This window comes from Hydrogenophaga crassostreae (genome assembly GCF_001761385.1).
Lineage (GTDB): Bacteria > Pseudomonadota > Gammaproteobacteria > Burkholderiales > Burkholderiaceae_C > Hydrogenophaga > Hydrogenophaga crassostreae.
In genome coordinates this window covers 4639276-4660282 of the sequence record NZ_CP017476.1, presented here as the reverse complement: position 1 = coordinate 4660282, position 21007 = coordinate 4639276, and the positions used below count along the sequence as shown (strand labels likewise).

The following is a 21007-nucleotide window of genomic DNA, read 5'->3' as shown; positions in this document are numbered from 1 at the left end:
CAGCGTTCGGATGGCGTCAATGGGCGCGCGAGGGCAGAAGTTCAAATCCTGTTTCCGCCAACGGCTTGCCGTTGACTTGCAACTCGATTCGATGATGGCCTTTGTAGAGTTGCCGGGTGCTCACCGGGCGCAGGCTGTGGCGTTTGTTCAGGGTGGTTTGGGCATGAGGCTTCAATGTGAGCTTCCACCCCTTGAAGACCTTGGGTGAGGTGCTGCCGTTGGCGCGCACATGGTGCACCACGTAGTCGATCACCAGCGCCTGGGGCTGGTCGCTTGCGGATTGCAGTTCGGCATGCAGGGTGATTCCGTCGCCCATGATCGCTGCAGGCGTGTTGAGCGACAGGCTTGCCATGCCTTCAAACGGTTGGCCCAGGCCCCAGGCATGCAGTGTGGGTTCATGGCCCTGTTTGATCAGGCTCCGGCTGGCATGTCGGAGCAGGGCTTTTCTCTCCGGGCTGGCGCTGCTCAAATGGGTTTGTACCCAAAGCGCGACGCGCTCGGGATGGTCTTTGGCCACGTCGTTCAGGTGGTTGGCCACGCTGCGCCGCACATAGGCGCTGGGATCGTCTTGCAAGGCCAGCAGCAGGGGCAGGGTGGGCGAAGGGTCAGCGACGAGTTGTTGCAGCCGCAGGCCCCAGGGCAGGCGAGGGCGGCTGCCCTCGCTGACCAGCCGACGAACATGGCTGCTGGGGTCGCCTACCCATTGCGCCAGAACGGGAAAGACGGCGGCCGGATGGCGGTCGACAAATGGGCGAATGGCGAACTCGGCGGTGAAGCGTTGGGTGATGGCATGAAGACAGGCCAATGCGCGGGGAATGTTGTGCATGCCGCGCCGCGCAACATAGTCGCCCACGCCCCACAGCACCCAGCCAGACAAGCCTTCGTCGCTTAGCGCATTGCCCAGACCCACCGGTTCCCCTTTGTCATCAAAGGGCAGTGGGCTGGCGAGTGCGCTTTCCAGCGTGTCTGCGGACTCTTCAAACCGCTCGGGCAAGCTTGCTTCGAGCGCATCGGCTACCCGCATGGCGCGGGCTTTGAACTCAAGTGAATCGAGGTCGTTGCTGGCAACCTGCAGGAATCGGTCGCTGTGGAAAGCACGAGAGGCGCGTTGAAGGTGGCCTGCCGCGTGCGCCACGGTGGCGGTGTTGATCAGATTTTTGAAGGCTTCGGCCATGTTGCCCTTCAGGGTTCAGAAAAGTGGCGGCAGTTCGCGCGCCAGGAAATCGTACACCGCCCGAATCCGCCGGCTGCTGCGAATTTCCCGGTGCACCACCAGCCAGACAGGAAGCGGGGTGATGGGCAGGTCGGGCAACAGTTCAACGACCTCCGGGTCTTCCTTCAGCAGGTAGGCGGCCACAAAGCCGATGCCCAGTCCAGCGCGAACGGCCTGCCAGTAGGCGATCAGGTCGTCGGTTCGGAAGCCAAACTGCTCCGGGGGAACGGGATGACCCATGGCGGCAAAGCCCTGTCGAATGTCGCCAACGCGGTCGTTGCCCACCAGATCGTGCTGCAACAGGTCTTCGGGTTCTTCTGGCGCTCCGCGGCGCGCCAGATAGTTTCTGTGTGCACAGGCCGCTACCCGGCTATGGCCGATGCGCCGAGCCACCAGCGAACGCTGTGTCGGACGCACCATGCGGATGGCGATATCGGCCTCACCGCGCAGCAGATCGCTCACCGCGTTGCTGGCAACCAGCTCCACCTGAATGCCCGGCAACTCGCTGCGCATCTGCGCCATCAAGGGCGGAAGCAGATGACAGGCAACCGGTTGACTGGCCGAGAGCCGCACGCTGCCCGCGAGCGTCGAGTGCGATTGCTGGGCGCCGCGCAGCAGGCTTTGCGCCCCGGCTTCCATGGCCCGCGCGGCATCGGCCAGTCGCTGCGCCGCTGAAGTGGGAATCAAACCACGCCCCGTGCGCTCGAAAAGGGGGGTGCCCAGTTGTGATTCGAGCAAGGCCACGTGCCGCCCCACGGTGGGTTGGCTGATCCCCAGAATGCGTGCTGCGCCCAACAAACTGCCTTGATCGTGGGCGGCCAGAAAGGAGGGAACCAGTTGCCAGTTGAAATTCGACATATTCAAAAATGCATATCAAAAGTGCAGATTGGATGATTGTGCGGCGACGTTCAGGATCACACAATGCCCCATCCCGCTTCACCCGCATGCACCATGACCTCACCCCAGACCCAAATACCCTCTGAACCATCGGGCCTGCATACCATTTTGGGCGCCAATGGCGTGATCGCCCGTGAGCTTTCGCAGGCGCTTGAGCGGCAAGGCCTGCCGGTGCGCCAGGTAAGCCGCCATCCCCGGACCGTGAACCCGGCAGACCAGCTGCAGGCGGCTGACCTGCTCGATGCAAGGGCCGTGCTTGGTGCGGTGGCGGGCAGTGAGGTGGTCTACCTTGTGGCGGGGCTGGTCTATGACGCTGCGGTGTGGGTGGCCCAGTGGCCTGTGGTGATGCGCCACGTGATCGAGGCTTGTGAGCAACATGGTGCGAGGCTGGTGTTTCTTGACAACGTGTATGCCTATGGGTGGGTCAGCGGTGAGATGACCGAGCAGACGCCCTTTAATCCGTGCAGCCGCAAGGGCGAAGTGCGTGCCGCGGTGGCCACTCAGCTGCTGAATGCGATCGCACAAAGCCGCGTCAACGCCATGATCGCTCGCTCAGCCGATTTTTACGGGCCAGGCGCCGCCAACAGTTTTCTCAGCTTCACGGTGTTCGATCGTCTGAGCAAGGGCAAAGCGCCGCAATGGATCGGTGACCCCGGCAAAATGCACAGCTTCACCTACACGCCAGACGCTGGTCGGGCCCTTGCCCTTCTCGGGCGGACCGAATCGGCTTACGGGCAGACCTGGCATCTACCCACTTGCGCAGAGACCCTCACCGGTGACCACTTCGTGCGCCTGGCATGCCAGCTGGCGGCGCAACCCTGCCGGTTGCAAGTCTTGCCCAACTGGCTGTTGACGCCTTTGTCCTGGTTGGTGCCGCTGATCCGCGAGAACAGGGAAATGCTGTACCAGCTGCAGCGCGACTACCGCTTTGACAGCAGCAAGTTCACGCGGACTTTCGGTGTAGGCGCCACCACTTACCAGGACGGTATTCGGGCCACCTTGGCGAGTCGGGCAACAGCCGGCCACTGACCCTTGATGGAGCACAACATGCTACGCAGACAGTTCATTCGAATCACGGGCGGCGGAGTGGTTCTGGCGGCCACGGCGGGCCTTGCCGCTTGCGACGCAGGTTTGCCTGCCGAAGCCTTGCGGGCATGGGTTCCACCAGGCGATGGACCCGATGTGCGTCACTGGTTGCTGGCTCATGCGATCCTGGCACCGCATTCACACAACTTGCAGTCGTGGCGCGTTGATCTGGGTGTGCCCGACCACATCACTCTGTATGTCGACCTTGATCGGTTGCTGCCTGAAACCGATCCGTTTTCACGCCAGATGATGATGAGCCAGGGCACGTTCCTCGAGTTGCTGGATATCGCGGCGCGCCAGAAAGGGCTTCGCGCTGACATTGAACTGTTTCCGGATGGTGCTTTTGGTCCAGAGACGCTTGACGGTCGCCCCACCGCACGGGTGCGCCTGGTGCCCGACGCCACTGTTCAGGGCGACCCGCTGTTTGCCCAGGTCTTTCTGCGTCGAACCAACCGTGAGGTCTATGAGAGCCGGTCGCCCCAAACGCCGGCCTTGAGTGCCATTGAGGCCAGCGTTGCTGGCCATCCCATTCGCGTGGGTTTCGTCGGCAGCGATCAGGCCGAACGCCTGCAACAGCACCGCGCCATCGCCTCGGATGCCTGGCGCATCGAGATGGAAACGCCGCGCACGATTCTGGAGTCTTACAAGGTGCTGCGCATCGGACCTAAAGAGATCGCACAGCACCGCGACGGCATCGCCGTCAACGAGCCCATGTTGCGGGTCATCGATGCGCTGGGTCTGTTTGACCGATCGGTGGCGCCAGCGCCTGACAGCATGGCGGTCACGTCGCAGATCAAAGACTTCAACGCCAGGCTGGCCTCAACGCCCGCGTTTTTCTACCTGGTGACCGAGGGCAATAGCCGCGTCGCTCAGGTCAATGCAGGGCGCGCGTATGTGCGAGCACAGCTCGCTGCGACCGCGCAGGGCCTGTCCATGCAGCCGCTGCAACAGGCCTTGCAGGAATACCCGGAGCAGGCCGAGTCTTACGCACGCATCCATCGCTTGCTGGACGCCCCTTTGCCGCGCTTTACGGTGCAGATGTGGGCCCGCCTGGGCTACGCACCACCTGTGGACCCTGCGCCGCGCCGGGGAGTGGACGCCCACATCATCGCGCCGCAAGCTTGAGCGGGCAGGGGCCCGTTTAACGGCTTAGAAACGCCACGCAGCAATCACCAGCAGTGTGCACAACGCGGCGGCGAAATCGTCTAGCAAGATGCCGAAGCCGCCGCGTGGGCCAAACCCCTTGAAGCTTTGATCGGCCCAGGCCATGGGCCCAAATTTCACCGCATCAAAGAAACGGAACAGCCCGAAGGCAATGGCCTGACCCCAGAAGCCAGTGGGCGTCACCAGCCAGAGCACCAGCCAGAAGGCCAGAATCTCGTCCCACACGATGTGGCCTGAGTCGGCGACGCGCATGTGTTGCGCTGTCACGGTACATGCCCACCAGCCGATCAAGGTGCCCAGCCCGAGCAGCCATGCCCACAGGGCGTTGGACATGAACGGCTGCATCACCAAAAATGCCACCCAGGCCCACAAGGTGCCTGCGGTTCCGGGCGCCACGCGTGCGAGGCCCGAGCCTGCGCCCAGGGCGATGAAGTGGGCGGGGTGGCTCAGCATGAAGGCCCACGTGGGGCGTGACATGGGCCCCGGCGTGGGTGTCTGAGCCAGGTCGTCGATCAAATTGGCTGCTACGCTGCGGTTGCTGGATGGGTCCATAGGCCCATTATCGCGGCGACGGCAAGGTGGTTTCGATCAGGCGAAATGGTCAAAACCGCGGGTGACCAAGGCGGTGCGCTGGCCGGAGGGATCCAGCAGGGTCAAACCGGGCCCTGCTGTGATCTGGCCAATGCGGTGAAGGGATGTGTGGCAGGCCTTGGCCGCCGCAACAATGGCATCGCGATGTCCAGGAGACGCAGTGAACACCAGCTCGTAGTCGTCCCCGCCACGCAACAGGCATTCTTCTTGCCATGCACGAGGCAGATGGGCCAAAGCGGGTGCGACGGGCAACTCCGCCCAATGCAACTCGGCGCCGGTGCCGCTGGCAGCGAGAATGTGGCCGAGGTCGCCGGCCACACCATCGCTGATATCGATCGCCGCGATGGGGCTGGAGCCCTGCGTGATGGCTGCCAAGGCCTGTCCCATGGCCAGTCTGGGCGAGGGACGCTCAAGCCGCGTGCGCACCTGTTTCAGGGCGTTTTCAGTGGTGTTTTCAGTGGCCCAACTGGTGTTTTGCATCAGTGCCAGTGCGAGCCGGGCTTCTCCTGTGCACCCGGAGAGGTAAATGTCGTGCCCCGGCCGGGCGGCATCGCGGCGCAGCGCCCGGTCAGGGCGCACCTCGCCAAACACCGTGACACAGATGTTGAGTGGACCGCGGGTGGTGTCGCCGCCCACGAGTGGGCAGGCGTGTGCTTCGGCCAGCCCGAAAAGGCCCGAGGCAAATGCGGCCAGCCAGACGTCATCGATTTCGGGCAGCGCCAGGGCCAGGGTAAAGCCCAGTGGACTGGCGCCCATGGCGGCGAGATCGCTGAGATTCACCGCCAGAGCTTTGTGGCCCAGCGAGGCGGGGTCAACGTCGGGGAAGAAGTGACGTCCTTGCACCAGCATGTCGCTGGAGATGGCGAGCTGGTGACCGGGCGTTGGGGTGAGCAGGGCGCAATCGTCACCAATGCCGAGCGCCACCTGAACCGGGCGGGCCAGCCCTGGGCGCTTGAAATGGCGGGCGATCAGCCCGAACTCACCGGGGGCGGGCGCGTCAGTTGGACGCGTGGGCTGGCTCATCTTTCTCTTCTGTCTGGGCGTGGAGCTGGGTCCAGTCATCGTTGTCATCGACGTCGCCATCACCCACTTCCTTGGCCCAATGCAGCGCGCGAGCGACGACCGGAGGGCCGATGGTTTCGAACACGGCCACCGCCGCCAGAACGATGGAGGCCACCTCGGCACCCAGGACGGGGAACTGGGCGGTCACATTGTTGGCCAGGCCAATGGCCATGCCGGCCATGGGCAGCAGGATCAGGCCAGCGTTGAGGTTGCGGCGCTTGGGCCAGTGCACCAGGCTGCCGGTAACGGATACACCCAACCACTTGGCAAAGCTGCGCGCGAAAACATACAGCGCCGCAGCCGGCGCGAACTCCACCATTTCTTTCAGGTGAAGATTGGCGCCCGCGTAGACAAACAGGGCCACAAAGAACAGCTCGAAGGTGGGGCCAAACTCCAGTTTGGCGATCAGGTCTTGTTTTTCTGCGGTTCGCACCACCACGCCAAGCACCAGCGGCGCGAACAAGGCAGAGAGCCCGAAAGTGAGCGCCAGACCCAGCGTCATGGAAACAGCGCCGACCACCAGTACAAAGGTGTACTGCGTGGCGTTCTTGGTCATGCGGGCAACCAGGTGCAGCATCCAGCCCAGCACCACGCCCAACACCGTGGAGCCCACCAACTGGTACACAGGCGCCCAGATCATGGTCTCCAGCGGAGCCGCGCTCTTGCTGTAAAGCGCGGGCATGATGGCAGCAAAAACCAGAAAGGCCCAAACGTTGTTGAGCGCCACCAAAGCTTGCGACTTGGATGTTGTCGGGCCATGGGCGCCAAGCTCATGCGACACGTGCAGCAGCACGGCGGGCGACGACGAAATGGCAATAGCGGCCACGACGGCGGCAATCAAACGGTCGATGCCCATCCACTGCATGGCGAAATAGACGGCCGCAAAGGTGAGCGCGCTCTCCACGAAGGAGACAAGCAAGAGGGCCTTGTCGTGTATCAGCGCTTTGAAATCAAGCGAGAGGCCCAGCCGGTACAGAATCAGCGCCAGCGCGATATCGACCACGATGCTCGCCTGCGCCAGCGATTCATGGTCAAAGATGCCCAACACGTTGGGCCCGGCGATCAACCCCACCAGCATGAAGCCGGTGATGCTGGGCAGCCATTTCACTCGGTGGGCCAGAAAACCGCCCAGAGCACCGCAAAACAACAGGAAGCCAAAGAAGAACAGGGTGTTCAACTCCAAAGGCCATACGGGCAAAAAAGTCATGTATTCAGGTTTCTATAGATGGGCGCGCGCCGGTACTGTTGAGCGACCGGCCTCAATGCAAGGTGCGCGTGGGCAAGGCGCCCTCGGCCAACAGTTCAAAGGCCACGACAGGACAGTCAAAGCGCTCGCCGTCTTCGGCGACGCAGAAAAAACTGCCATGCATCGTTCCCGAGGGCGTCGCCAGGCGGGTGCCACTGGTGTATTGGAACGATTCGCCGGGTTGAAGCAGGGGCTGATTGCCCACCACGCCAAGGCCCTTGACCTCCTCGGCACGGTCTTGATCGTCGGTGATCACCCAGTGGCGGGAAATTAATTGTGCGGCCACCTCACCTGTGTTCGTGATGGTGATGGTGTAGGCGAAGGCGTAGCTGTGTTCGCTCGGAGACGATTGCTCACGCAGGTACTGGGGTTCCACTTCGCAAGTGAACTGGTATTTCGGCATGGCGCGGATGTTACCCCGGCGCAGCACATGGCTGCGCCTGCTGCGAAAATGTCCACTGTTGCCGAATTTCAACTGTGAGCGCCCATGTCCCGCACCTACCGTATTGCCCCTTCTATCCTGTCCGCCGATTTCGCCCGTTTGGGCGAAGAGGTGAAGAACGTTGTTGCCGCTGGCGCCGACTGGATTCACTTTGATGTGATGGACAACCACTATGTGCCCAACCTGACCTTTGGGCCCATGGTGTGCCAAGCCCTCAAACCCCACGCCAGGAAGCCCGATGGCACGCCAGTGCCCATCGATGTGCACCTGATGATCCAGCCGGTGGACGCACTGGCGGGGGCTTTCATCGATGCCGGCGCCGACCTGGTGAGCTTTCACCCCGATGCGAGCGCTCACGTACACCGCAGCGTACAGGCCATCAAGGCCAAAGGCTGCAAAGCTGGGTTGACGTTCAACCCGGCGCAACCGCTGGATGTGCTTGATTACCTGATTGACGATATTGACCTCATCCTGATCATGAGCGTGAACCCCGGCTTCGGCGGCCAGAGCTTCATCGATTCGGCCCTGCGCAAGATCGAGGACGCGCGCAAGCGCATCGAGGCCTCGGGCAAAGACATCCGTCTGGAGGTGGACGGCGGTATCAAGGTGGACAATATCCGCCGGGTGGCCGACGCGGGCGCCGATACGTTCGTGGCCGGCAGCGCGATATTTGGCAAGCCGGACTACAAAACGGTCATTGATCAGATGCGGGCCGCACTGGCCTGATCTATGCTTTAAGTTTCCGGTTGCCCCCATTGGTGTGGTGACCGGCCCGCCTGACTGCTTCACGCCTGCCCCTCAACCGCCTATCCCCATGACCATGCAAGACCTCACTTCAATCGACAAGCCTGTCTCCCATATCCACTTCATTGGGGGTGAAAAGGGAGGCGTGGGCAAGTCCATGGTGTCGCGCCTGCTGGCGCAGTACTTCATTGACCGCCAGATGCCTTTTGTGGGTTTTGACACCGACCGGTCGCATGGTGCACTGCTGCGCTTCTATGCGGACTATGCTTCGCCGGCGCTGGTTGACCGCTACGAGGCGCTGGACCTGATCGTCGAGGCGGCGGTTGAGCAGCCCGGGCGGCGTGTGCTGGTGGATCTGGCGGCGCAAACCGACGAACCGCTGGTGCGGTGGATGGACGAATCGGGTGTGCTCGAGATGGCCGAAGAGGCGGGCTTCACCCTGACCTACTGGCATGTGATGGACTCCGGTCGCGACTCGGTGGACCTGCTTTCGCGCTTGCTGGACCGGTTTGGCTCGCGCGTTCAATACGTTCTGGTGCGCAACCACCTGCGGGGAGACGATTTCAGCCTGCTGGAAAACTCTGGGCAACAGGCGCGGGCACTGGATCTGGGCGCGAAAGTGGTCACCCTCAAGCGCCTGCACGATGTGGTGGTGCACAAAATCGACGCCCACAACAGCAGCTTCTGGGCCGCCCGCAACGGCAGTGGTCCTGAGGGGTCCGGGCTGGGCATGATGGAGCGCCAGCGCCTGCAGAAATGGCAGTCGGGCGCTTACGGCGACTTTGACCGCGCAGGCGTCTGAAGACCGGCGCAGCATGCTCGACCCCGTGTTGACCCGGCTGCCAGGTATCCGCGCCGTCATGGTAGACCTCGACGGCACGATGGTTGACACCCTGGGCGACTTTCAAGTCGCTCTCAACGGCATGCTGGCCGAGTGGCAACTGCCCCGAGTGGAGCGCTGGGCGGTCGAGCTTGCGGTGGGCAAAGGGTCGGAGCATCTGGTCCGCACCGTGCTTGCCCGCCAGCGGGCGTTGGTGGATGCAGGCCCGCGCGACGGTGCACCTGTGCGGACCGTCGACGAGGCATCGTTTGACGCAGCCATGGCGCGCTACCAACACCATTACCGCCAGGGCAACGGGCAGCACTCGGCGGTGTACGCGGGGGTCGTCGAAGGGCTGGCGATGCTCAAGGCCAAAGGATTGCCGCTGGCCTGCCTGACCAACAAGCCCGTTGAGTTCGCCAAGGCGCTGCTGGAGTTGAAGGCGCTTGACAGCTATTTCCCCTGGGTCTTTGGCGGCGACAGTTTTGCACGCAAAAAGCCCGATCCGCTGCCTTTGATCAAGACCTGCGACGCCTTGGGCCTGCCCACCGCGCAGGTCTTGATGGTGGGCGACTCGGAAAACGATGCGTTCGCTGCATCGGCCGCAGGCTGCCCCGTGGCTCTGGTCACCTATGGCTACAACCACGGCCAGCCGATCCGGTCGGTGAAGGCCGATGCCTGGGTGGACAGCCTGCTGCAACTGGGCTGACGTCGCGCGGCGCCAACCTGGATGCCGGGTTTCCTCAGGAAGTGCGGCCCGGCAAGGCCCGCTGGGGCTGGCGCCCTGGCCGTCGCTGTGTTTTCAAGCGAGCGGGAACCCATTCGCAACGAGCGTCGGTGTGAGTCGTTGACGGCGCCAGGTCCGGGGTCCTGATGAGGGTCATCAAAGTGTGTTCATGGCGTTGTGTGCCTCGATACCCAGCAAGGCATCTTTGAGCCGCCAGTCAGCGGGGGACTGACCGAGCCAGATGTTCATCAGTGCCTCGAAGAACGCTTGTGATTCAAACGGTTCACCTTGAGGTTCACCGCGCGCGCTGATCTGCATGCCGCGGCCAGGCACCCAGTCAATCACCAGTTGTTCTCCCGGCAACATGCGCTTGTTGGCCGAGAATATCTCGCCCATGCGGGGCAACTCGGAAATGACGCTGCCCAAGTCGCCTGGAGACAGGTTCTTCTGTACCCCTTTGATGAACAAGCGTCCCATTTGAGACGATTTGATCTCCCGCAACATCGTCAAGACCAGCCGCTTGTTGCCTTTGTCGGCATGAAATTCGGCTGGAGAGCCCACCTGGTTGGTGGTGTACAGCGCAGCCGTGTAGACCTTGAAGGGCCCACGGTAGCGAATCCCGGCGCCATTCAATGCCAGCGCCTGGCCAGCCAGGTTGAGGGACTGCACGACTTTGACGCCCGCGAGGTCCCTTTCAGATGCGATGGCTTGTGGCGCTGCAAGAAACGCTGCGACAGTGAAAGACAGTGCCAGTGCCCAGCGAGGGAGTGAGGAGCGGTTGGCAGAAGGGGAGGTGGTGTCGTTGGCTGAAGTCATGCATTGACTGTGAGCCACTTCAGGTCCCAGAAACCGTGAATCGACAGAGATAAATAAGCAATCGTTGATGTTCCACGAACCGGGTGCTGTATGCGGAGCGTGTGCAACAGCCGCGTGACATTGTTGGGGGATGTGCCGCGCATCTGGCGCAAGGGCTTGCCTCAAGCCTTGCCAAGCAGGGCTTCTTTGAGTTTCCAGTCGGCAGGTTTTTTGCCGAGCCAGATCCTCATCAGGGCGTCATAGAAAGCGGGTTCCTTGAAGGGCTCGCCTTGAACCTCGCCCTTGACGGTGAGCACGGTCCCGGCCCCTGGCACCCAGTCGATCACGAAGCTGTCACCCTCCTTGAGGCGCTTGTGGTCGCTGAAGACCTGGCTCATGCGCATCACGCCCGGGATCAGTTTGGCGAATGCCTGGCGGTCCAGGTTGTCTTCCATGCCGCGTGAGAACAACCTGCCCAGTTCGCTCGAATCGATGTCGCGCAACATCGTGATGGTCAGGCGCTTGGGGCCCGGCATGGCGAGCACTTCTTCGGTGGTGCCGGCTTTGGCGCCGAGGTAGAGGCCCGCAGTGTACACCTTGAAGACAGCCTTGTAGCGAATCCCGGCGCCGTTGAGCAGCAGCGGGGTGTCGGCAACCACGGCGCGGTCTTGCAGCGTCACCCCGGCGAGCTCGATGGGCGCGGCGGCAACTGTGGCCGCGCAAAACGCCAGGGACAGAACGAGGGCCGCGGCAATGGGGGTCATGCGGTGCATTTCAGAACCTTTGAGAAAGCGGTGGATGGGTGAGGCCGGTTAAAAAAAGAACGGTCGTGCTAAAAGTTGGGTGTGCGGATTTTGACGGGGGATTTGCCCTCCTTCAATCGGGTAGACCCTGAGCCGGGGGTACGGGTTGGCCTGTCGGGGCCCGGAAAAGGCACGGCGGCTTTGCTACACTTCGCTCACCATGTCTCTCCAACGCACGATTTCTGCAGGTTGTCTGCCGCGCCGCCCTGGCCGGGGAGCCTGGCTTTGGCGCAAGCCAGCGTAAAAGTGCCCTCCCCCCGGCGGAGCACGGTCAACGAGGTGGCCCAGCCCTCCGCCGACCGCGCCACCCCAATCCTCTTCCCGCCCGGCAGGCCGCCTGCCCGGGACCCCTGAAGGCAACGGCTGTGTTGGCTGCGATGCAAGCCCCGGTCGCTTGGAGCGTTTGAACATGATTACCGAACTTGAATTCAAGAGCCTGGCCAGCCAGGGCTACAACCGCATTCCACTGATGGTGGAGGCCTTTGCGGATCTGGAAACCCCCCTCTCGCTGTACCTCAAGCTCGCGCACGGCAAAGGCGACGGCAAACACTCGTTTTTGCTGGAGTCTGTCGTGGGAGGCGAGCGCTTTGGTCGCTACAGTTTCATAGGGCTGCCGGCCCGCACGCTGCTGCGCGCCAGCGGTTTTGGCTCTGACGCAAAAACCGAGGTCGTGACCGATGGCGCGGTCATGGAGACCGCAACGGGTAACCCGCTGGATTTCATTGCCGAGTACCAGCAGCGCTTCAAGGTGGCGCTGCGCCCTGGCTTGCCGCGGTTTTGCGGCGGGCTGGCGGGGTACTTCGGGTACGACGCTGTGCGCTATATCGAGAAGAAACTGGAAAACAGCTGCCCTCCAGACGCGCTGGGCTGCCCCGACATTCTGTTGCTGCAGTGCGAGGAGTTGGCGGTGATCGACAACCTGTCGGGCAAGCTGTATCTCATCGTCTACGCCGATCCGGCTGCGCCTGAGGCCTATGCCAATGCCAAGAAGCGTTTGCGCGAACTGAAAGAGGCGTTGAAGTACTCCGTCAGCGCGCCGGTGGTGAAAGCCACGCAGAGTTACCCTGCCGAGCGCAGTTTTTCCAAGGTCGATTACCTTGCTGCGGTGGACCGCGCCAAGGAACTGATCGCGGCGGGCGATTTCATGCAGGTGCAGGTCGGCCAGCGCATCAGCAAGCGCTACACCGAAAGCCCGCTGAGCCTGTACCGCGCGCTGCGTTCACTGAACCCCAGCCCCTACATGTACTACTACCATTTCGGGGATTTCCACGTGGTGGGCGCGTCGCCGGAAATTCTGGTTCGCCAGGAACACACGGAGGAGGGCACCAAGGTCACCATTCGCCCGCTGGCAGGAACCCGCCCGCGCGGCGCGTCGCCCGAAGCCGACAAAGCGGTCGAGCAAGAACTGGTGAACGACCCGAAAGAGCGTGCCGAACATGTGATGTTGATCGACCTGGCGCGCAACGACATCGGGCGCATCGCCAAGACCGGCTCGGTCAAGGTGACGGAAGCCTTTGCGGTCGAGCGCTACAGCCATGTGATGCACATCGTGAGCAACGTCGAAGGCATCCTGAACGACGGCATGACCAACATGGATGTGCTCAAAGCCACTTTCCCCGCCGGCACGCTGACTGGCGCGCCCAAGGTGCACGCCATGGAACTGATCGACCAGCTGGAGCCCACCAAGCGCGGCCTCTATGGCGGCGCCTGCGGTTATCTCAGCTACGCGGGTGACATGGACGTGGCCATCGCGATCCGTACCGGCATCATCAAAGACCAGGTGTTGCACGTGCAGGCCGCCGCCGGCGTTGTGGCCGACTCGGTTCCCGAGATGGAGTGGAGGGAAACCGAACACAAGGCGCGTGCGCTGCTGCGCGCTGCCGAGCTGGTCGAAGAAGGGCTGGAGTGAGCGCCATGAGCAAGAAGATCAAACTCCTCATGGTGGACAACTACGACTCGTTCACCTACAACATCGTGCAGTACTTCGGTGAGCTTGGCGCAGACGTGACCGTGGTGCGCAACGATGAGATCACCGTTGAGGAGATCCAGCGCCGCGTGGACGCCGGCGAGGTCGACCGCCTGGTGATCTCGCCGGGCCCTTGCTCTCCTGCTGAGGCCGGCATCTCGGTGGCAACCATCGAGCATTTCGCTGGCAAGCTGCCGATTCTCGGCGTGTGCCTGGGGCACCAGGCCATTGGCGCAGCCTTCGGCGGCAAGATCGTGCGCGCCAAGGAGTTGATGCACGGCAAAACCAGCGTTGTCACGACCACACAGGAAGGTGTGTTCGCGAACCTTCCCGAGCGATTCACAGTGAACCGCTACCACTCACTCGCCATCGAGCGGGCCACTTTGCCTGACTGCCTCACGGTCACGGCCTGGACGGACGACGGTGAAATAATGGGCGTGAAACACAAGACGCTGGACATCGAGGGCATGCAATACCACCCGGAAAGCATCCTGACCGAGCACGGTCACGCCCAACTGAAAAACTTCCTGGAGCGGCCATGAAAACCGTTGACTTGCGCAGCGACACCGTCACGCAACCCACGCCTGCCATGCGCGCCGCGATGATGGCCGCGCCCTTGGGCGACGATGTGTTTGGCGACGACCCGACGGTCAACGCGCTGCAAGACCACATCGCCACCATCACGGGCAAACAAGCCGCGCTGTTCATGCCCTCGGGCACGCAAAGCAATCTCTGCGGCATCCTCGCGCATTGCCAGCGCGGCGACGAATACATCGTTGGTCAGAACGCGCACACCTACCGCTTTGAAGGCGGGGGCGCAGCGGTGTTCGGCAGCGTGCAGCCGCAGCCGTTGGTGCAGGACGTCGCGGGGCGCATGGCGCTAGCGGATATTGCAGCGGCCATCAAGCCGGATGACATGCACTTTGCGCGCACGCGGTTGCTGTGCCTGGAGAACACCTGGAATGGCAACGTGATGCCGGACGGTTACTTGCATGAGGCAACACAACTGGCGCGCGACCACGGCTTGGCGACCCATCTCGATGGTGCGCGCGTTTTTAATGCGGCGGTGGCCTCGGCCGCGCCAGGGCAGGGCGCCATGGCGCGCGTTCGCGAGATCGCCAACCATTTCGACAGCCTGTCGGTGTGTTTCAGCAAAGGCCTGGGCGCGCCAGTGGGGTCTGCGCTGTGTGGTTCGCGCGAGCTGATCGAACGCGCCCGCCGCCTGCGCAAAATGGCCGGCGGCGGCTTGCGCCAGGCGGGTTTTCTGGCCGCAGCGGCACACCATGCGCTGGACCACCATGTGGACCGGCTGGCCGCCGACCATGGTTTGGCCACCCGGCTGGCCGATGGCCTGAAAGACGTCAATGGACTGAAGGTGCGCTCTGCGCAGACCAACATCGTGTTTGTCGATGTGGCCACTGGCCGGGGTCCGGCTTTGCTCGAATTCCTGAGCCAGAACGGGGTACTCGCCACGGGTCTGATCGGCTTGCGGTTTGTGACCCACCTGGATGTGGACGCCGCGGGTATCGACCATGCGCTGACCACCATTCGGCGCTTCTTTGCCGAGCTGCCCGCTGTCCCTCCAGCTGGTGCGGCCGCGGGTTCCGCGGTTTACTGAGCCTGGGTGTGGTCATGCCCGATACCGCCCACCTACTGGTCTTCATTGCCGCGGGCTGGTTGCTCAACCTCACGCCGGGGCCCGATGTGCTCTATATCGTGAACACGGCGCTCAAAGGCGGAGTGCGTGCAGGCGTCGTGGCGGCACTGGGCATCGTGAGCGGTTGTTTCGTGCACGTGTTCGCGGCAGCCTTCGGGGTGGGCGCGCTGCTTGCCACGTCGGCCACGGCGTTCACGGTGCTCAAATGGGGCGGCGCCGCGTATCTGGTCTGGATGGGTGTGAAACTGCTGATGGCAAGCCAGGGCGTTTCGTCTGGCATGACGCCGGCCCCGACCCAATCGCCTCAGCCGGTCAGTCTCGTCACCCTCTATCAGCGCGGATTCCTCACCAATGTGCTCAACCCCAAGGTGGCGCTGTTTTTCCTGGCCTTTGTCCCGCAGTTCATCGCGCACGATGCGCCCAACAAGGTCGCGGCATTTTTGTTGCTTGGATTGCTGTTCAACATCAATTCCCTGCCGGTCAATTTTGCTTACGCATGGCTGGCCGCAAGGGCCGCGCAGCGCTTGCAGACCGTCCAGCGCGCCATGCGCTGGATGGACCGCGTGGCGGGCCTGATGTTCGTCGGGTTTGGCTTGAAACTGGCCATGTCCGACAATCCCTCTGCTTAGAGATTCTGGAGATGACGATGCCCAACGCCCAAAAAATCACCCCCCAAGAAGCGCTGCAGCGCACGATCGAACACCGCGAGATCTTTCATGACGAGATGCTGCATCTGATGCGCATGATCATGAGCGGCGAGATGTCGCCAGTGATGATGGCCGCCTTGATCACCGGCCTTCGGGTGAAGAAGGAGACCATTGGCGAGATCACCGCCGCTGCGCAGGTGATGCGAGAGTTTTCAACGAAGGTCAATGTGCCTGACAAGACGCATCTTGTTGACATCGTGGGCACTGGTGGTGATGGCTCGCACACATTCAACATTTCCACCTGTTCCATGTTCGTTGCCGCCGCCGCGGGTGCCAAGGTGAGCAAGCACGGCGGGCGCAGCGTGTCGAGCAAGAGCGGCAGCGCCGATGTGCTGGAAAGCCTCGGCATCAACATCAACCTGCCCCCGGAGGCGATTGCCCGCTGCATCGAAGAAGTGGGTGTCGGCTTCATGTTTGCGCCCAACCACCACCCCGCCATGAAGGCCGTTGCCCCTGTGCGCAAAGAGCTGGGCATCAAGACCATTTTCAACATCCTGGGCCCGCTGACCAATCCGGCCTCGGCGCCGAACATCCTGATGGGCGTCTTTCACCCCGATCTGGTGGGTATCCAGGTGCGCGCCCTGCAGCGCCTGGGCGCGGAACACGCGGTGGTGGTTTATGGCCGCGATGGCATGGATGAGGTCTCCCTGGGCGCGGCCACCATGGTCGGCGAGCTGAAGGATGGCGAGATCACCGAATACGAAATTCACCCTGAAGACTTCGGCTTCACCATGGCCAGCAACCGCGCCTTGCGCGTGGAAACCCCCGATGAGTCGCGCGCCATGTTGATGGGCGTGCTGAACAACAGCGACGACCCGGCCATCCGCCCGGCGATCGACATCGTGGTGCTCAACGCGGGCGCGGCGCTGTACGCCGCCAATGTGTGTGGTGACATGGGCGAAGGCATTGCCTTGGCGCGCAGCGCGATCGAGTCGGGCGCGGCGGCCAGCAAGCTGACCGAGCTGAAATCGCACACCGCTGCCAGCCCGGCCTCCGCCTGATCTGATCCATGGCGTTGCCGCCCTGGCTGCAAAACGAAGGCGCCTGGATCGCGATCGGCGTTTCCCTGGTGTTTGTGATCGCTGCGGTGGTGATGCACCGGGTGGTGGTCAATGTCTTGAAAGACCCGGCAGGCGCTCCGCCTTCGGGCACAACCCCTTTGGAAGAACCCCGTTCCCATGAATGACATACTGCAAAAGATCGTGGCCGTGAAGCACGAAGAGATCGCCGCTGCGCTGGCCAAGAAACCGCTGCAAGCCATGCGTTTTGACGCCGAAAGCCGCGTGCTCACCCGCGATTTCGAAGCCGCCCTGCGAGCCAAGATCGCCAAGAGCCAGGCGGCGGTGATTGCCGAGGTCAAAAAGGCCAGCCCGAGCAAGGGCGTGTTGCGCAGTGACTTCATCCCGGCCGACATCGCGCAAAGCTATGCCGAAGGCGACGGACAGGTGAGCGCGGCCTGTTTGTCGGTGTTGACCGACCGCCAGTTTTTCCAGGGCAGCACCGACTACCTGAAGCAGGCGCGGGCCAGCTGCGATCTGCCGGTGTTGCGCAAAGACTTCATGGTCGACCCCTACCAGGTCTATGAAGCCCGTTTCATGGGTGCCGACGCGATCCTGCTGATCGCGGCCTGCCTGGACGATGCGCAGATGGCCGACCTGGAAGCCATTGCGCAGGGCTTGAACATGGCGGTGTTGGTCGAGGTGCACGACCGCGCCGAGTTGCACCGTGCCTTGAAGCTCCAAACGCCGTTGTTGGGCATCAACAACCGCAACTTGCGCACTTTTGAAGTCAGCCTGCAAACCACACTGGATCTGATGTCCGACGTGCCCCCAGATCGCTTGCTCATCACAGAGTCAGGCATCCTGGGCCGGAACGATGTCATGCGCATGCGTGAAGCAGGGGTGCACGGTTTTTTGGTGGGTGAAGCCTTCATGCGTGCGCCTGAGCCGGGGCTGGCGCTGGCCGAGTTGTTTGCCTGACCATGCCCGGAGCGCGCGCTGGGCAACGCCTTTTGCATTGGGGTGAGGAGCCCGATCCTGCCGCAGCACCACTGTGGTTGACGGCCGTGGATCCCAAGGCTTGGCCGGTGGCGCCAGATTGGCAGGCGTCGGTAGACGCTTTTTGGGCCGAAAAAGTCGGACAGGGGCTGTTGCACTTTTTGGATGGGCGCCTGAAAGCCGGGGCGGTGATCTATCCACCTGAGCCGCTCAGGGCCTTGGCGCTCACAGCCCCGGCAGACGTGCGCGTGGTGATTCTGGGCCAAGACCCATACCACGGCCCAGGTCAGGCCGAAGGCCTGGCGTTTTCGGTGGCGCCGGGGATCAGGTTGCCCCCCAGCTTGCGCAATGTGTTCAAAGAATTGCTGCGCGATCTGGGATTGGCTCCCCCCTCCAATGGCTCCCTTGTGCGATGGGCCAAGCAGGGTGTGTTGCTTCTCAATACCTGTCTGACAGTCGAGGACGGACAGCCGGCCAGCCACGCGGGGAAGGGCTGGGAGTCTTTGACCGACACCGTGATTCGTTGCTGCAGCGATCGAGGTCCCCCCAAGGTATTTTTGCTCTGGGGCGCGCATGCCCAGAAAAAGTCTGTTTTGATCGATGGCAAGCGCCACTGCGTGTTGTCTGCCAATCACCCATCACCCCTGTCGGCCAGCCGCGGTCCCGCACCGTTTTTCGGTTGCGGACACTTTTCCAAGACCAATCGGTGGCTGTCGGAGGCCGGCGAAACAGAAATTCATTGGTGAAGTTCGGAATAACCCGCACTTGCCCTCCAAAAAGCTGGCATAATGTTGGGCTGTGCTTATGGAGGGGTGGCCGAGTGGTTAAAGGCAGCAGACTGTAAATCTGCCCGCTTACGCGTACGCTGGTTCGAATCCAGCCCCCTCCACCAGCCGATAGCGATAGTGAGAGTCTGTAAGCAGTGGGAAACCAAAGCGCTTGGATGATTTTCGGTCTTGGCCGAAGGTGTTTCGGGCGGGAGTAGTTCAATGGTAGAACTCCAGCCTTCCAAGCTGATCACGCGGGTTCGATTCCCGTCTCCCGCTCCAGTTCGCTGGTAGTTTGAATCCGCCGCGTGGCGGAGGTAGTTTTGTTGAAATGCCCTTTGGGGTGTTTTAGCCCTTGTGGCTCAGTGGTAGAGCACTCCCTTGGTAAGGGAGAGGTCGCGGGTCCGATTCCCGCCAAGGGCACCAGTATTTTTATGTCTGTTCTGGTGTTTCGGCAGTTTTGATTTTGGAGCTGAAAAATGGGAAAAGAAAAATTCACACGATCCAAGCCGCACGTCAACGTGGGCACCATCGGTCACGTTGACCATGGCAAGACCACGCTGACGGCCGCTATTGCGACCGTGTTGTCCAAGAAGTTTGGTGGCACGGCCAAGGCCTACGACCAGATTGATGCTGCACCTGAAGAGAAGGCCCGCGGTATCACCATCAACACCGCTCACGTTGAGTACGAGACGGCCAATCGTCACTACGCACACGTTGACTGCCCGGGCCACGCTGACTATGTGAAAAACATGATCACCGGTGCTGCCCAGATGGATGGCGCCATTCTGGTGTGTTCCGCCGCTGATGGCCCAATGCCACAGACCCGCGAGCACATCCTGTTGTCGCGCCAGGTGGGCGTGCCTTACATCATCGTTTTCCTGAACAAGGCCGACATGGTGGACGACGCTGAATTGCTGGAACTGGTCGAAATGGAAGTGCGTGAGCTCCTGACCAAGTACGACTTCCCTGGTGATGACACCCCGATCATTCATGGCTCCGCCAAGCTCGCCCTCGAAGGCGACACGGGCCCATTGGGTGAAGAGGCCATCATGAAGCTGGCCGACGCACTGGACACCTACATCCCTATGCCGGAGCGCGCTGTTGACGGTGCGTTCCTGATGCCTGTGGAAGATGTGTTCTCCATCTCCGGTCGTGGCACCGTGGTGACCGGCCGTATCGAGCGCGGTATCGTCAAGGTTGGTGAAGAAATCGAAATCGTTGGTATTGCCGATACCCAGAAGACCACCTGCACCGGTGTGGAAATGTTCCGCAAGCTGCTGGACCAGGGTCAGGCTGGTGACAACGTCGGTATCTTGCTTCGCGGCACCAAGCGCGAAGACGTGCAGCGCGGCCAGGTGCTGTGCAAGCCCGGTACGATCAAGCCACACACCCACTTCACGGGCGAGATCTATGTCTTGTCCAAAGACGAAGGTGGCCGTCACACGCCTTTCTTCAACAACTACCGTCCCCAGTTCTACTTCCGCACGACGGACGTGACCGGTTCCATCGAGCTGCCAGAAGGCAAAGAGATGGTGATGCCTGGCGATAACGTGTCGATCACCGTCAAGCTGATCAACCCCATCGCCATGGAAGAGGGTCTTCGCTTCGCCATTCGCGAAGGCGGTCGTACGGTTGGTGCTGGCGTGGTTGCGAAAATCATTGCTTAATTAGTTAGTTAGGCGTCTCGGTCAATTGGCCGGGGCGTAGCCAGTAGGGGTATAGCTCAATTGGCAGAGCGTCGGTCTCCAAAACCGAAGGTTGTAGGTTCGATTCCTACTGCCCCTGCCACCCAACAGGTGTGCAACATTCGTTGAAGTCGCTCTGTTTTGTGGATCAACCCAAGCCCGCCGAAGTCGAAAAGACCTCTGGTGGGCTTGCGTGTCTCAGGCATTGGCCTGATTGATGCGCATTTTTGTCAAGAATCAACTGGATCCTCATGGCCACTTCTGAAGTTCAAACCGTCAGCTCCGGCGCTGACAAAGCCAAGCTGGCTGCGGCCGTGCTGCTGCTGATCGGTGGTTTTGTCGGGTTCTATTTGCTTTCGAGCAAGGGTTCGCTTGTTCAGTGGGGCGCTTTTGGCGCTGGCTTGATTGCTGCGGCCGTGATGTTCGGTATCTCGGAGTCCGGACGCCGCCTGATTGCGTTTATTCGTGATTCCTGGCGCGAAGCCAAAAAGGTGGTCTGGCCCGCTCGCAATGAGGCCATTCAAATGACGTTGTATGTCTTTGGATTTGTTTTTGTGATGGCGCTCTTCCTCTGGCTCACGGACAAGAGCTTGGAGTGGTTGTTTTACGACGTGATTCTGGGCTGGAGAAAATAA

23 protein-coding genes and 4 tRNA genes are annotated in these 21007 nt (G+C 61.9%); 19 read left to right on the top strand and 8 right to left on the bottom strand.

Annotated features, from left to right (window positions below; translation table 11 throughout):
- Positions 1–16: 16 nt before the first annotated feature.
- Positions 17–1174: a DNA alkylation repair protein gene (locus LPB072_RS21595; RefSeq protein WP_066095930.1), complete on the bottom strand. Its 1158-nt coding sequence runs from the start codon at positions 1172–1174 to the stop codon at positions 17–19.
- A gap of 15 nt (positions 1175–1189) precedes the next feature.
- Entirely contained in the window at positions 1190–2071 is an 882-nt protein-coding gene (locus LPB072_RS21590) for a LysR family transcriptional regulator (protein ID WP_066095927.1), read from the bottom strand.
- Positions 2072–2134: 63 nt separating this feature from the next.
- Here LPB072_RS21590 and LPB072_RS21585 point away from each other — a divergent pair, with 63 nt between their 5' ends.
- Complete coding sequence (locus LPB072_RS21585; RefSeq protein ID WP_197508874.1) at positions 2135–3139, top strand: NAD-dependent epimerase/dehydratase family protein; 1005 nt, start codon at positions 2135–2137, stop codon at positions 3137–3139.
- 18 nt (positions 3140–3157) lie between these two features.
- Positions 3158–4321 (top strand): Acg family FMN-binding oxidoreductase, encoded by a 1164-nt coding sequence (locus LPB072_RS21580; RefSeq protein WP_066096230.1) that lies wholly within the window; start codon positions 3158–3160, stop codon positions 4319–4321.
- Positions 4322–4345: 24 nt separating this feature from the next.
- Here the strand turns inward: LPB072_RS21580 and LPB072_RS21575 are convergent, their stop codons facing one another.
- From LPB072_RS21575 to apaG, 4 genes are read right to left on the bottom strand one after another with little or no spacing between them, the layout of a single operon-like run.
- Positions 4346–4912: a phosphatidylglycerophosphatase A family protein gene (locus LPB072_RS21575; RefSeq protein WP_407927771.1), complete on the bottom strand. Its 567-nt coding sequence runs from the start codon at positions 4910–4912 to the stop codon at positions 4346–4348.
- A gap of 36 nt (positions 4913–4948) precedes the next feature.
- Positions 4949–5974, bottom strand: coding sequence for a thiamine-phosphate kinase (gene thiL / locus LPB072_RS21570; RefSeq protein ID WP_066095922.1), 1026 nt, complete (start codon positions 5972–5974; stop codon positions 4949–4951).
- Entirely contained in the window at positions 5949–7220 is a 1272-nt protein-coding gene (locus LPB072_RS21565; RefSeq protein WP_066095920.1) for a cation:proton antiporter, read from the bottom strand. The genes thiL and LPB072_RS21565 overlap by 26 nt, the downstream gene beginning before the upstream one ends.
- 52 nt (positions 7221–7272) lie before the next feature.
- A complete protein-coding gene (gene apaG, locus LPB072_RS21560; protein WP_066096223.1) occupies positions 7273–7662 on the bottom strand; it encodes a Co2+/Mg2+ efflux protein ApaG in 390 nt (129 codons plus the stop codon).
- Between the two features lie 84 nt (positions 7663–7746).
- Here apaG and rpe point away from each other — a divergent pair, with 84 nt between their 5' ends.
- The 3 genes from rpe to gph all read left to right on the top strand — a co-directional run bounded on the left by rpe (position 7747) and on the right by gph (position 9974).
- Complete coding sequence (gene rpe, locus LPB072_RS21555; protein ID WP_066095917.1) at positions 7747–8427, top strand: ribulose-phosphate 3-epimerase; 681 nt, start codon at positions 7747–7749, stop codon at positions 8425–8427.
- Positions 8428–8515: 88 nt separating this feature from the next.
- Positions 8516–9247 carry a P-loop NTPase family protein gene (locus tag LPB072_RS21550; protein WP_407927770.1) on the top strand — a complete coding sequence of 244 codons (732 nt, stop codon included), beginning with the start codon at positions 8516–8518 and terminating at the stop codon, positions 9245–9247.
- A gap of 13 nt (positions 9248–9260) precedes the next feature.
- The gene (gene gph, locus LPB072_RS21545; RefSeq protein ID WP_066095913.1) at positions 9261–9974 is read left to right on the top strand and encodes a phosphoglycolate phosphatase; all 714 of its coding nucleotides are present in this window, start codon (positions 9261–9263) and stop codon (positions 9972–9974) included.
- Positions 9975–10148: 174 nt separating this feature from the next.
- Here the strand turns inward: gph and LPB072_RS21540 are convergent, their stop codons facing one another.
- Complete coding sequence (locus LPB072_RS21540) at positions 10149–10808, bottom strand: chalcone isomerase family protein (RefSeq protein WP_066095911.1); 660 nt, start codon at positions 10806–10808, stop codon at positions 10149–10151.
- Positions 10809–10969: 161 nt separating this feature from the next.
- The gene (locus LPB072_RS21535) at positions 10970–11560 is read right to left on the bottom strand and encodes a chalcone isomerase family protein (protein WP_096349130.1); all 591 of its coding nucleotides are present in this window, start codon (positions 11558–11560) and stop codon (positions 10970–10972) included.
- Positions 11561–11999: 439 nt separating this feature from the next.
- Here LPB072_RS21535 and trpE point away from each other — a divergent pair, with 439 nt between their 5' ends.
- The 14 genes from trpE to secE all read left to right on the top strand — a co-directional run bounded on the left by trpE (position 12000) and on the right by secE (position 21007).
- On the top strand, positions 12000–13499 hold the full coding sequence (trpE, locus tag LPB072_RS21530; protein WP_066095908.1) for an anthranilate synthase component I: 1500 nt from the start codon (positions 12000–12002) through the stop codon (positions 13497–13499).
- Positions 13500–13504: 5 nt separating this feature from the next.
- Complete coding sequence (locus LPB072_RS21525) at positions 13505–14098, top strand: anthranilate synthase component II (RefSeq protein ID WP_082877170.1); 594 nt, start codon at positions 13505–13507, stop codon at positions 14096–14098.
- Complete coding sequence (gene ltaE / locus LPB072_RS21520) at positions 14095–15174, top strand: low-specificity L-threonine aldolase (RefSeq protein ID WP_066095905.1); 1080 nt, start codon at positions 14095–14097, stop codon at positions 15172–15174. Before LPB072_RS21525 ends, ltaE begins: the two co-directional genes overlap by 4 nt.
- Positions 15175–15188: 14 nt before the next feature.
- A complete protein-coding gene (locus LPB072_RS21515; protein WP_066095902.1) occupies positions 15189–15842 on the top strand; it encodes a LysE family translocator in 654 nt (217 codons plus the stop codon).
- 17 nt (positions 15843–15859) lie between these two features.
- Complete coding sequence (trpD, locus tag LPB072_RS21510; protein ID WP_066096212.1) at positions 15860–16921, top strand: anthranilate phosphoribosyltransferase; 1062 nt, start codon at positions 15860–15862, stop codon at positions 16919–16921.
- Positions 16922–16929: 8 nt separating this feature from the next.
- The gene (locus LPB072_RS23755; RefSeq protein ID WP_197508873.1) at positions 16930–17106 is read left to right on the top strand and encodes a hypothetical protein; all 177 of its coding nucleotides are present in this window, start codon (positions 16930–16932) and stop codon (positions 17104–17106) included.
- Positions 17099–17899, top strand: coding sequence for an indole-3-glycerol phosphate synthase TrpC (gene trpC, locus LPB072_RS21505; RefSeq protein ID WP_066095899.1), 801 nt, complete (start codon positions 17099–17101; stop codon positions 17897–17899). Before LPB072_RS23755 ends, trpC begins: the two co-directional genes overlap by 8 nt.
- A 2-nt stretch (positions 17900–17901) precedes the next feature.
- Positions 17902–18663, top strand: a complete 762-nt coding sequence (locus LPB072_RS21500; RefSeq protein ID WP_066095893.1) for a uracil-DNA glycosylase — start codon at positions 17902–17904, stop codon at positions 18661–18663.
- Positions 18664–18723: 60 nt separating this feature from the next.
- Positions 18724–18809: transfer RNA gene (locus tag LPB072_RS21495), tRNA-Tyr, on the top strand.
- An 83-nt stretch (positions 18810–18892) separates the two neighbouring features.
- Positions 18893–18966, top strand: a tRNA-Gly gene (locus LPB072_RS21490).
- 69 nt (positions 18967–19035) lie between these two features.
- A tRNA-Thr gene (locus LPB072_RS21485) sits at positions 19036–19110 on the top strand.
- Between the two features lie 53 nt (positions 19111–19163).
- Positions 19164–20354 carry an elongation factor Tu gene (tuf, locus tag LPB072_RS21480; RefSeq protein WP_070263901.1) on the top strand — a complete coding sequence of 397 codons (1191 nt, stop codon included), beginning with the start codon at positions 19164–19166 and terminating at the stop codon, positions 20352–20354.
- A gap of 45 nt (positions 20355–20399) precedes the next feature.
- A tRNA-Trp gene (locus LPB072_RS21475) sits at positions 20400–20475 on the top strand.
- A 148-nt stretch (positions 20476–20623) separates the two neighbouring features.
- Positions 20624–21007, top strand: coding sequence for a preprotein translocase subunit SecE (gene secE / locus LPB072_RS21470; protein ID WP_066089156.1), 384 nt, complete (start codon positions 20624–20626; stop codon positions 21005–21007).